The 12,553-nt window shown below is 70.1% G+C and carries 7 protein-coding genes; 6 read left to right on the top strand and 1 reads right to left on the bottom strand.

Features of this window, described 5'->3' with window-relative positions:
- Positions 1 to 221: 221 nt before the first annotated feature.
- The 5 genes from ACZ4IF_RS23055 (at position 222) to ACZ4IF_RS23035 (ending at position 8,496) form a co-directional block, all read left to right on the top strand.
- Entirely contained in the window at positions 222 to 875 is a 654-nt protein-coding gene (locus ACZ4IF_RS23055) for a hypothetical protein (protein ID WP_467565531.1), read from the top strand.
- Between the two features lie 5 nt (positions 876 to 880).
- Positions 881 to 1,534 carry a DUF5987 family protein gene (locus tag ACZ4IF_RS23050; protein ID WP_467565529.1) on the top strand — a complete coding sequence of 218 codons (654 nt, stop codon included), beginning with the start codon at positions 881 to 883 and terminating at the stop codon, positions 1,532 to 1,534.
- The gene (locus ACZ4IF_RS23045) at positions 1,531 to 3,120 is read left to right on the top strand and encodes a GMC family oxidoreductase N-terminal domain-containing protein (protein WP_467565527.1); all 1,590 of its coding nucleotides are present in this window, start codon (positions 1,531 to 1,533) and stop codon (positions 3,118 to 3,120) included. The genes ACZ4IF_RS23050 and ACZ4IF_RS23045 overlap by 4 nt, the downstream gene beginning before the upstream one ends.
- Positions 3,121 to 3,245: 125 nt before the next feature.
- The gene (locus ACZ4IF_RS23040) at positions 3,246 to 6,059 is read left to right on the top strand and encodes a TIGR03767 family metallophosphoesterase (protein WP_467565525.1); all 2,814 of its coding nucleotides are present in this window, start codon (positions 3,246 to 3,248) and stop codon (positions 6,057 to 6,059) included.
- A 214-nt stretch (positions 6,060 to 6,273) separates the two neighbouring features.
- Positions 6,274 to 8,496 (top strand): TIGR03767 family metallophosphoesterase, encoded by a 2,223-nt coding sequence (locus ACZ4IF_RS23035; RefSeq protein ID WP_467565523.1) that lies wholly within the window; start codon positions 6,274 to 6,276, stop codon positions 8,494 to 8,496.
- Between the two features lie 351 nt (positions 8,497 to 8,847).
- On the opposite strand, the gene ACZ4IF_RS23030 is transcribed toward ACZ4IF_RS23035, so the two are convergent.
- Complete coding sequence (locus ACZ4IF_RS23030) at positions 8,848 to 10,809, bottom strand: hypothetical protein (protein WP_467565521.1); 1,962 nt, start codon at positions 10,807 to 10,809, stop codon at positions 8,848 to 8,850.
- Between the two features lie 302 nt (positions 10,810 to 11,111).
- Here ACZ4IF_RS23030 and ACZ4IF_RS23025 point away from each other — a divergent pair, with 302 nt between their 5' ends.
- Positions 11,112 to 12,446, top strand: a complete 1,335-nt coding sequence (locus ACZ4IF_RS23025; protein ID WP_467565519.1) for a hypothetical protein — start codon at positions 11,112 to 11,114, stop codon at positions 12,444 to 12,446.
- Positions 12,447 to 12,553: the final 107 nt, after the last annotated feature.

Genomic DNA, 12,553 nt, shown 5'->3' with positions numbered 1-12,553 from the left:
GGGGTGCCCACGTCAGGACGCGATGCGCGGTCGAGAGACCAACAACCTTGACGCACCGCCTAGTTGACGGCGATTCATTTCACAGGATCAGTGGCTCAGTCACTGACCCACCTCTTGTACTGGCCGGTCGGTGTGCCCCATCCTCGGTATGCCGATCGCCCAGCGCGCCGCGGCGGCCGGCCCTGTGTGACATTCACCCTGCTGCGTTTACGGGAGGTCCTGTGTTTCCCCTGCGTCTTCGTGTCTCGGCAGCCGGCTGCGCGCTGGTTCTGGGAGCGTCCGCGGCGCTGCTCGCGAGCAGCGCCGCCGTCGCGGCACCGTCGAAGCCGATCGTCCGCGAGAGCCCGGCCCGGCAGCGCTCCGCAGAGGTCGCCGACGCGTCCGTCGGTCCGTTCACGGAACCGGGGTTCGCCGCCGGCTGCACCTGGCACGAGTTCGGGGAGGGGGAGCAGCCGCCGTGGTGGCTGACGTTCGCCGACCCGCTGTGCGTGGAGTACAGCAAGCGGGACATCACCATCGACGACGGAGGGGCCCTGCGGTTCCTGGTGGCCGAACCCTCCCGGTTCGCCGTCGCCATGGTGACCTGCCACTACTACCAGAAGGACCACTGGAGCGTGCAGTCCACGCACGGAGCGACGCCGTGGGTGGCGTGGGACGGTCAGTACTGGTGGGACAAGGCCGCGAGACGGGCCGGAGCCCGCCTGACCAATTTCCGCGTCGACGGACACACCGTGGGCATCGGAGACGCGGTCACCGCCCTCGAACCGGACTTCCCCGACGTCGCCCGCGCGCTGAGCGACTACGGTCAGGCCGCGGGTGAGACCGGCCTGACCGTGTCGCTGCCCTACGACCTGCGCTGCGCGCTGGCCGGGTGATCACCATGACCGGGTCCGACCGGAGAACCATCCTCAAGGCACTGGTCGCCACGCTCGCAGGACTGTCCGTCGGCGGTTTGGACACACCTGCGGCCGACGCGGCCGACGCCTCCGAGAGCTGGACGACACAGACGCTCGAGGCGTTCGCCGACACCCTGATCCCGGGCCAGCGCCGCTTTCCCGGCGACGTGGTGGTCGCCGGTGCGGTCACCGGCCCCGGTGCGGTACAGGCCGGTGCCGTCAGCCTCCTCCACTCGCCCGAACTGCCGGTGGCGCCGCTGTTGCCGGCGATCGCGGCGCTGCTGGACGCCCGCGCCGTCGCCTATGCCGCCCTCCGACTGATCTGGCTGCCACCGACCCTCCCGCCCTTCGTGGGCCTGTCCTTCTCCGACCGCACCGCCCTGGTCGGCGGCCTGTTCGACCCCGACGACCTGGACCGGCCGATCTGGCAGGTGATGAGCCTGCTGGTGGGGCTGGCGTTCGACACCGCCGGACAGCAGGACACCGTCGAGGCCCTCGGCCAGGGCCATCCAGGACTGGCGTGGCTGCGCTTCCCCGAGCCGGACCCGGACGGCCTCTGGCGCTTCCCCGATTTCTCCTACGGCCGCCCGCTCGCGGCACTTCATCCGAACACGACCGCTTCGGGGAGTCCGGCATGACGGGGCAGACCACGGACGTCCTGGTGATCGGCAGCGGCTTCGGCGGCGCGATCCCGGCCTACTACCTCGCGGCGGGCGGAGCCCGCGTCACTGTTCTGGAGCGCGGCCCCCGTGCGACCGCCGCCGACTTCACCCACTCGATGCGCCTGGGCACATACAACAAGATCGTGGACGTGGTCCGCGGTGACGGAGTCGCGGTGGTCGCCGGCAACTGCGTCGGCGGCGGGAGCGTCGTCTACTTCGCCGCCTCGCTACGCGCACCGTCCTTCGTCTTCGAGCGCCACGGCAGCCTCGGCCGCCGGCTGTGGCCGGCCGCCCTGACCCGGGCCGCCCTCGACCCCTGGTACGACCGGGTCGAGGAGGCACTGCCCGTCACCCGGACCGACTGGCCGGACGTGTCCTACGCGGGCGGGGTCCTGGCCGCCGCCTGCCGACGGGCCGGACACACCTGCAATCCCGTGCCGGTGGCGGTCGACACCGACGCCTGCACCAACTGCAACTGGATGCTCTCCGGCTGCCGCTTCGACGCCAAACGCTCCCTGCTGCTCAACTACCTGCCGGCGGCGGAGGCCCACGGCGCGGACATCCGCCCGCTGCACGAGGTGCAGACCGTCACCCCGTCGCCGCTGTCCGGCTATCGCTACGCCGTCGGCTACACCGTCCTGGACCCCGACGACTACAGCTGCACCGCCCAGGCCGGCGTCATCCACGCCAAGGTCGTCGTACTCGCCGCCGGCGCCGTGGGCACGCCCGTGATCCTCCAGCGCTCCGCTCCGCTCCTCGGGGACATCCCGGCCGCTGTGGGGCGCTACTTCTCCGGCAACGGCGACCGCGTCAGTGTCGCCGACATCGTCGAGGACAAGGCGCGCTCACTGCTGGGTCTTTCACGTCCCGACGGTTCCGCCTACCAGGGGCTGCCCGTGGGCCGGCCCATCACCGCCGCCACCTACGACCACCTGGACCCGACCGCCCCGGAGTACAGCCGCTTCACCCTCCAGCAGATCTACTTCCCCCCGCTGACCAACGTGCTGGCCCAGGCCGCCGGTTCACCCGCCTGGTTCGGCATCGAGAAGCGGAACATGCGGGCCCGGTGGCGCTCCTGGCTCACTCTGCTGGCCATGACCGAGGACGACAACGAAGGCACCTTCGGGACCGTCCCGCTCACCGGCAGCTTCACCCGGCTGGCGCCAGGGCTCGGACAGGGCACCATGACCTACCACCCCACCTCCCGTACCCGCCGGGCATGGGACCGGGCCGACGCCGCACTGCGGGAGATCCTGGAGAAGGACGGCCTCTCCCGGGTCCGCCCGTGGAGCGAGGACGTCGCCGGCACCGTCACGGCCCATCCGCTCGGCTCGGCGCGGATGGGCGACGATCCCGCCACCAGCGCGCTCACCGACGGCCATGAGCTACGCGGCCACAGCGGACTGTTCGTCACCGACGGCGCCGCCGTCCCCACCTCTCTCACCGTCAACCCCTCACTGACCATCGCGGCTCTCGCCGAACGCGCCGTCGCCACGATCGTCACCCGTGCCGCCGAAGCCGGGGTGGTGCTCCGCCGCGACGTTCCGCTGCCCGGCCGCTGATGGGCCCGTGGAACGCGGCGGAACGGAATGGAACACCGGAAGAGGAGACGAGTCCGACCTTTCCTGGGAGACATGGCGTGGGTATCTCGCGAAGAAGGTTACTGACGACGACCGGAGTGGGTGTGGTGGCGGCAGCCATCGACGCGGGCGGGTTCCGCGCCGCCGCCGAAGCCGCGACGCCGACGGGCGCCGGCAGGACGGCCGCCACGGCGACTGCCTCCACATCGGACGTGCCGGTGGTCACCACGTGGGACCAGACGGTGCAGCGGGCGAGCTATGCCCAGGGCGCGGGCTACCAGCGGCTTGTCGCCGGGCCGGGGGAGCCGCACACCATCCGCACCGACCTCTGGTCCCGCTTCGGCCCTCCGACGATGACGCTGGCGGCGTTCGCGCAGATGACCGACCTGCACATCGTGGACGACCAGTCGCCGGCCCGCCTCGAGTTCATGGACCGCTACGCCGACGCCGGTGCCCCGCACTACGCCTCGTACCCCACCGATTCGGCCTACCGGGGCCACGAGTTCCTGTCGACGCAGGTCGTCGACGCGATGTGCCAGGCCGTCGCCGGCATCGGCAAGGGCCCGCGGAGCAAGAAGCCGCTGCAGTTCACCATCGTCACCGGCGACGCGGTCGACAACTGCCAGCACAACGAGAACCGCTGGTACATCGACCTGCTCGACGGCGGCCAGACCATCGTGCCGGACTCCGGCCACATCGGACTGGACCAGAGTTTCGCCGGCGGTGCCCTGACCAACGGCGGCACCGGGGACAACCACTACTACTACCCGTCCGTACCTCCGCAGCGGGTGCCGGGCAACCAGTACACCGGCACCTCCGGCCTCGGATTCCCCTACGTCCCGGGACTGCTGGACGCGAACGGCGTGGTCGGAGCGGCCCGCCGGCCGTTCGTCTCCCACGGCCTCGGCATGCCCTGGTACGCGGCGTACGGCAACCACGACGGCCTGTGGCAGGGCAATGAGCCCATCGACAACAACCTCGTCGACGTGCAGGGTATGACGGTCGGCTCGTCCAAGACCTCCGGCACCTCCGCGGACCTGCCGGACGACTACAGCGACCTCGGCACCTTCGGCAAGCTGATGGTCGCCTGGGAGCTGGAGGGGACCCGCGTCGTCGCGGACCCCAACCGGCGGCTGCTGTCGCGCAAGGCCTTCATCCAGGACCACTTCAACACCGCAGGCCTGCCGGTCGGTCACGGATTCCAGGGCGTCGGCATCGACAAGGCCTACTACGCGATCCCGTCCGGCTCCGGCGACCTGATCCGCTACATCACCCTGGACTCCACCAACACCAACACCGACGGCTTCGGCTCCGGCGCCGCGGGCGGCTCGATCGACACCGACCAGCTCGACTGGCTGGAACAGCAGCTCAGGGCCAACAGCTCACGCTACATCGACACCCACAACCGCATCGTCACGCGGAGCGGTGTGCAGGACAAGATGTACGTCCTCTTCTGTCACCACACGCTGAACACCATGGACAACCTCGACGACGGCATCTTGGGCGGCATCTTCGGGGACCGGCACACCGGCGACGAACTCAAGGCGCTGCTGCTGCGCTACCCGAACGTCATCGCCATGGTCAACGGACACACCCACGCCAACAAGATCGTCCCCCATCCGACGCCGGCCTCCAGCCCGATCTCGGGCGGCTTCTGGGAGATCTCCACTGCCTCGCACATCGACTGGCCGATCCAGAGCCGCATCATCGAGATCATGGCCAGCCCCGACGCGCAGAACGCAGGGGAGTTCGGCTCGGCCGCCGGACCCGCCACCCTCTCGATCTTCACCACCATGGTCGACCCCGCCGCACCCCTCTCCTTCGGGGGCGACACCAGCACGCCCGCACAACTGGCGTCCCTGGCCAGGGAGCTGGCCACCAACGACCCGCAGGAGGTGAGCCGCGGCATCACCAGACGCATGGGCGTCAGTCAGGACCGCAACACGCAACTGCTCCTGCCGGCCCCCTTCCCGCTGCACGCCCCGCACCCGCTCGGCTCCCCGATCGCCGCGGCCCGCGACAAGGACGGGTGCCTCGAGCTGTTCGGCACGGACGCGCAGGGCAATCTGTGGAACACCGGCCAGCAGACCGCCGGCGGCAGCCTGCGGCCCTGGACGAAGCTCGCGAGCGGGCCGGGGTGGCAGTCCGTCACCGCCAGCAGCCATCAGGACGGCCGGGTCGAGGTGTTCGCCATCGATCAGAACGGCTACGTGACCCGTCGCGCGCAGACCAGCGCGGGTAGCAGCACCTACACGGCGCCCCAGCAGTTCGACTCCGGCTTCACCTCGGCGACCGCGGTCCAGGACCAGTGGGGCGGCATGCAGGTCTACGCGACCCGCGGCGACAACACCATCCGCCACCGCTGGCAGGACTTCCTGAACGACGACACCGCTTCGAACGGCTGGTTCACCCCCTGGACCCAGCTCGGCGGCACCGCGATCCAACTCGCCGTCGAGACCGGCTCCGACGGGCGCGCCATGTTGGTCGCCATCAAGGAGGACGGCCTCCTCATCCAGCGCAGGATGAACGTCGCCAACGCGCAGACGGAGAGCGAGTGGGGCGGCGTGCTGCCGCTCGACGGCATCCTCGACTCCATCGACATGGCCCGCAACCTCGACGGACGCCTGGCGATCTTCGGCACCAATCCCGACGGGCAGCTCTTCCGCCGCTTCGAGACCGCCCCGGCCGGCGGCACGTGGCAGTCCTGGGTCCAGATGTCGACGCAGCTCGGTTCCACCACGCTGCGGATGCGCCACGTCGCCGCCGAGCGGAACGGGGCCGGCAAGATCGAACTGTTCGCCGTCGACGACACGGGCACGCTGTACCACTGCACGCAGACCGACCCCGACACCACCACCTGGTCGGCCTGGGAGTCCTACCAGTTCCACCTGCGCGCCACGCACAGCTCCGCCGGTCTGTGACAGGCCCGGCGACACCTGATCCGTCCCGTTCTCCCGCCTGAACGCGGGTGCCGGCCCCGCCGCTCGGCGGCGGGGCCGGCACCCGCGCGGGCTTCCGCACCCCCGCATCCGTCCCGTCACCAGCCCCTCGGGACTCCACCGCGGTCAACAGGGGTGCAGGACGGGCGAACGACGACCTCGCAGCATGTCACGCCCCCACAACGAAGGAATCGACATGGCAATCTCCCGTCGCAGGATCCTGACAGCTGCCGGAGTGGCTGTGGTGGCCGCGGCCATCGATGTCGGAAGTCTGCGCGCCGTCGCCAGTGCCGCATCGCCGCCCCTCGGCACCGGTGCCGCATTCGGGCGCACCACTCTGGACCAGACGGTGCAGATCGGCCCCGACCTGGGCATGGGATACCACGGTGTGGCCGCCGGCCCCGGCGAACCGCACATCACCCGCAACGACTTCACCCTCGCCACCTCGCCACAGATCACCCGATCGCTGATCGCCTTCGCCCAGATGTCCGACCTGCACATCGTCGACGACCAGTCCCCGCTGCGCGTCGAGTGCCTCGACCGGCTCGCGGACTACGGACCTCCGCACTACAACTCGTACCCCACCGAATCGGCGTACCGCGCACACGAATTCCTTTCGACTCAGACGACCGACGCGATGTGCCGAGCCGTCCGGCAGGTCCTCCGGAGCCCGCGGACGAGCACACCGCTGGCCTTCACCGTCGTCACGGGCGACGCGGTCGACAACTGCCAGTACAACGAGTCGCGGTGGTACATCGACCTGCTCGACGGCAACACGGTGCGCCCGGACTCCGGGGACCTCACCAAAGACGAGAGCGTGGCAAGCGGCCAGTTCGGGACGGAAACCCACTACTGGCATCCGGAAGCACGGCAGACTCCACCCGACAACAACACCCTCCACGGCTTTCCGGTCGTGAGCGGGCTGCTGAAGGGCGCCCGAAGACCGTTCACGGCGACCGGGCTGGGCATGCCCTGGTACGCGGCCTACGGCAACCACGACGCGCTCGTCCAGGGCAACGTCCCGATCGACATCCTCCCCTTCGACCCGCTCAAGAGCATCGCCACCGGCTCCACCAAGCTGACGGAGGTCGAGGGAGTCCCGGACGTCTTCGACAACACGGCGTCGTACTACGTGGAGCTGCTGAAGGACATACTGACGGGTGCTTTCACCCTCCAGACCGCCCACGTGACGGGGGACCCGTCCCGGCGGCTGCTCGCGCGCAGCGAATTCATCGGCGAGCACTTCAACACCACCGGAACCCCTCGCGGGCACGGCTTCACGTCCGGCGGCGACCAGGCCTACTATGCGATTCCCTCGGGACCGAACGACATATTCCAGTTCCTGGTGCTGGACACGACCAACATCAGCGGCGGTGCCGACGGTGCCATCGACCAGGACCAGTGGAACTGGCTGAACGCCCAGCTCAAGGCCAACAGCTCACGCTACGAACTCGACGACTCCGACGGCACCCGGGCCCGCACGGTCGTCAACCAGCCCGGCGTGACCGACAAACTCATCGTCATCTGCTGCCATCACACGCTCGACTCGATGGACAACACGGACAGCGAGTCCCCGTACGGCGGTACGGAACTGCGCAACCTGCTGCTGCGCTTCCCGAACGTGATCCTGATGGTCGACGGCCACACGCACACCAACAACATCTGGGCCCACAAGACTTCTTGGCCGTCCGTCATCGGCAACGGCTTCTGGGAGGTGAACACCGCCTCGCACATCGACTGGCCCATCCAGAGCCGGATCCTCGAGATCGCCGAAGGCGGTGGCATCCTGTCGATCTTCACGACCATGGTCGACTCCGACGCACCGCTGTCGTGCAACGGGGACACCAGCACCCCCGTCGCACTCGCCTCGTTGGGACGTGAGCTGGCGGCCAACGACCTTCAGGCGGTGGCGGCCGGCATCGGCAAGCGCCGTGGAACGGCCGACGCCCGCAACACACAGCTGCTCCTTCCCGTTCCCTTCTCGCTGCCCGCCGGACGCGGTACGCCGCTGCCGAGCGCCGACTGGCCGGTGGTTCAGCAGGGGGCGAGCGGTGAGCGGGTCAGGACCGCGCAGTACCTGCTCAACGTCCAGGGGGCCACGCTGAGCGTGGACGGCTCGTTCGGCCCGTCCACCAGTAGCGCGGTGCGGTCCTTCCAGTCCAGCCGCGGTCTGTCCGCCGACGGGATCGTCGGACCCGCGACCTGGCGGGCCCTCGCCGTTGTGGTGCAGCAGGGCAGCAGCGGGCCCGCGGTGACGGCGTTGCAGCGCCAGCTCAACGCCCACGGGACCGCGCTGGGCGTGGACGGCTCCTTCGGTTCGGCCACCGGCAGCGCGGTGCGGTCCTTCCAGTCCGCGCACAGCCTGCCGGCCGACGGAGTCGTCGCGTCCACGACCTGGCAGATGCTGACCGCCCTGTGAGGGGACCGTCCACGGGACCGCCGACCGGCCGATGCCGACCCCCTGGTGCCGTGGCGTGCGAACGCGGCACCGCGCGGGCGGCTGACCGGGAGCGGTGCGGTACCGCCGGCGGGTCCAACGGGTTCGTCACCCGCGACAGGGCCGGCCGGCGGCCCGCACGACCGGGCCGAGCGGGCCCGTCCGCATGCGCACGGGACGGTGCCGGTGGTACGCCACGTGGGTCAGTAGGAGCACCGTAGCCCGGTCCGCCGCACCTGAAGCCCGGCTCGACTTCGCGGTCCCTGCCGGCGCGGCGGCGGGGTGCCGGGCGGGCGGCCCTTCGATCCGGGCGGAAGCGCGGCCTGACACACGTCAGGCGGGCCAGTACGAGCACCGCACCCCGGTGTGCACCGCGTGCCGCAGGTGTTCACCGATCACCGGATCGGCTGCCGCGATCCGGTCCAGCGCCCGGCGGATGGCCTTGCTCACCGCGACCCGGGAGCGTTCCTCGCCCTCGGGGAAGCGGCGGGCGCGTCCGCTCAGGCCGGTGGCGCCCGCCAACTGGCTCATCAGCCAGTCGTGTTCGACCTGGGCCACGGCGGCGCGCTCATGGTCGTCGGCCGCCTGGAACTCGTCCAGTTCGGTGCGCAGCCGGGCCAGACGATTGCGGTACTCCTGCGCCGCCACCCGGTCCAGTACCGGCTGCCCGGACAGGGCCGTGTGCTCGGCGGCCTCGTTGAGCGCGGTCAGCCCCGCCACGAGGTCGACGGACCGGATCTCCTGGCGCGGGTTGGCGATCAGTACCACCAGATGCAGCATCCCCACGCTGTGCTCCACCAGGACGCTGCGCCCGCCGAACCCGATCCGCCACTTACGGCCCAGCCGGGTACAGAACGCGGCGGGCTGCCCCTGCCCGTCCTCGCCACGCGGATCCGCGCCGGCATGTCCGTCCTTCTGCGGCGTCGCCGCCTCCTCGGCGGCCGCGGCCATCTCCCGCCGGACGGCGTCGGCCTCCGCCTGCCGGCCTGCCCGTACGAGCGCCACCGCGAGCCGGTCCCAGGAGGCCGTGACCGCGGGCCAGTGCGCGAGGGCGAGGTTTTGCTGTACCGCGTCCCGCAGATGGGTCACGGCCCGGTCGACGTCTCCCATGGTCAATGCGGCGACCCCCAGCGCGTGGTGGGCCGAGCCGAAGCAGGCGACGGCAAGACTGCCCACTATCGGCAGGTGACCGTACGGACTCAGCAGCTCGTAGACCCGGGCCGCCGTGGCGGTGTCGTCAAGGAGATAGGCGGCCTCCGCGACACCGTGCATCGTCACCATCCAACTGCTCGACCGAGGCAGGTCACCGAGGTCGCGGCCGCACAGCGTGGCCAGCGCGCTGACGGCCTTCCGCCGGTCCCCGGCCGTCACCGTGGCCACCGCCAGCGCGGCCAGGGCGTGATCGTCCACAGCGCTCAGCGTCGGGGAGTTGACCATTTCGCTGAGCAGCGGCACGAGCTCGACCACCCGGCCCTGGTACCAGCGGATGGTCACCAGCTGTGCGGCCTGCCACACCGTGGCGTTGACGTCACCGGCGGCGATCCCGCGCTCAGTACAGGCCCTGGCCAGCGCCTCTGCCTCGTCGAGGCGGCCCGCGCGGACGGCGAGCATGACCTCCATCGCGCTCACGACGAAGCCCACCGCGAGATGGTCCTGCTCGGCGAGCAGGTCGCGCAGCTCCGCCAGGCAGCGTTCCGCGTGCGGGTCGCCGTCCAGGAACATGTCGACCGTCTGCCACAGCAGGCCCATCAGCAGATCGCTGCGGCGGGAGGTACGGAAGCTCTCCGCGACCAGCTCGGCGGCCAGTTCCCGGCGCAGTGCGCCGTGCTCCGGGCCGACCAGGCAGTGATGGGCCAGGCTCAGAGCCTCCGCACGCGCCATCGGATTCTGTCGTGCCCTCGCCTGGTTGAGCAGCGCCAGTATCGCGGCGTTGTCGCTGTTGCGGTAGTCGCCCTCCCCGGCCAGCCGGATCCGCAGCCGCAGCGCCAGCGAGGACTCGGGGTCCAGCAACTCCAGCGCCCGGCGTAACCGCGATTCCAGGAGTACCGAGCCGGCGACCGTGCGGTGCTCGTGCACCCACAGGCCACCGAAGCCGAGGGCGGCCGCCGCCATCGACCGTTCCTCGCCCACCGACTCGGCGATCCGGTAGGCGCGTTCGAAGCGGTCCCGGCCGGTGCGCAGATCGCCTTCGTCGACGACGGCTCGGGTGCCCTCGTCGAGCAGGGTCTGAAGTTCACCGGGCCGCCGGGCGTCCGACCCGGACGCGTCCCGAACGGGCGCATCGGCATTGTTCACGGCTGATTTCTCTCCTGGGTGCACTCGACAACGCCAGGTGAAGCCGGCCGGACCGCCGTGTGGGTCGTGATCGGTGGCCTTGCCACAGGCGGGGGACGACGAGTGAGCCTATCGCAGAGGCCGCAGCGGGGAACAGCCTCAAGTCGTAGGGCAGGTGGACACCGCATGAGACCCGGAGTCCGGGACCCGCGGCGGACGACGAGGGAACGCGAGGGAACGCGAGGGCACGGGAGGGCACGGAGTGGAACGCTCACCTCGCAGTGACACATTCAATCGTCCACTCTTTCGAAGGGGACTCAGTCGTGGGCTATTTCGGGCATCGACGCTCGGCCCTGAGCGGCGCCGTGGCGTTCGCCTTCGGGTTGCTGCTCAGTGGAGGTCCGGCGGCGTCCGCCGCCCCCGCCGCGGGGCCGGTCTTCTCCATCACCTCCAACAGCCAGCAGGACCTGTTCGTGCAGGCGATCGACACCCCGGACGCGGTGGTGCGGATCGCCGGGAACGTGGACCTGGACCTGACCGGACGGGAGTCTCTGCCGGTCGCCCCGGGCGTCCAGATCCTGGGTGACCGGACGCAGCGCCCGCAGGGCCCGCGACTGTTCACGACGTCGTTCCCGCACATCCTCTTCAGGGTCGGGAACGACGGGGACGGTACGCACAGCGACACCGTGCGGTTCAGCGGGATCCGGTTGCAGGGCGCGGAGAGTGACGACCCCTATTCGGCGGTCGACACCAGCGACTCCGACGGAATCCGGGTGGACTCGAGCTTGAACGTGGAGATCGACCACAGCGAGATCGATCACTGGCGCGGCTCGGCGGTGAACATCCAGGACGGCCAGAGCCGGATCGGCCTGTGGAACGCCCAGACCGTCTGGGTGCACGACAACTACATCCACCACAACCAGCACCCCACCGGCATCATCTGCTGCGGTCACGGCGCGGGCTACGGCGTGGTGATGGGCCACGGCGCCTATGCGCTGGTCGAGCGGAACGTGTTCGACTACAACCGGCACGCGATCACCGGCGACGGTTCGGCCGGAGACGGCTATCTGGCGTACCGCAACCTGATCTGGGGCGGCGGCGGAGACAACTCCCATGTCTGGCACACCCATGAGATCGACATGCACGGCAACGACTCGTCCTGCAGCTACGAGTGCGGCTCCGCGGGCGAGTACATGGACGTGGAGTACAACACGGTCTGGTACACCAACGGCACGGGTGTCAAACTGCGAGGGACGCCCAGTGTCGGCATGACCGTGTCGCACAACGTTTTCCGGCATTCGAGCCTGTGGGTGGGTTCGATCCTGCCCATCCACGCCGCACTGGACCAGACCGAGACCGGCCTGCACCAGTCCGCCAACACCCTCGACTCGTACACCGGCGGCCAGCGCAAGTACTGCGACTTCGACGGCGACGGCGTCAACGACGCCTTCATCGCCACCGGCATCACCTGGTGGTACCAGTCCAGTTCGCTCGGCGGGCGCTGGAGCTACCTCAACCAGTCGACCACGCGGCTCGCCGACGTGACGCTCGGCGACGTCGACGGTGATGGTCTGTGCGATGTCAGCCACCCCGGTGGGGTGTTCGTCAACCCGGGCCAGGACGCCTCCTCGACCACGGCGGTCAGCAACGGCCCGTGATTTCCTCGCAGGGCGACGGCCGCTTCTCCCAGGACATCGCCGTGGCCGGGGACTTCCCCTGGGCCGGCCACCACCGATGTCGTTGTCTTTGGGCTGTGGCCTCGACG

The organism is Streptomyces sp. NPDC025784 (genome assembly GCF_055558435.1).
Note: the sequence above shows the minus strand (reverse complement) of the source record. Positions and strands in the feature narration are given on the sequence as shown.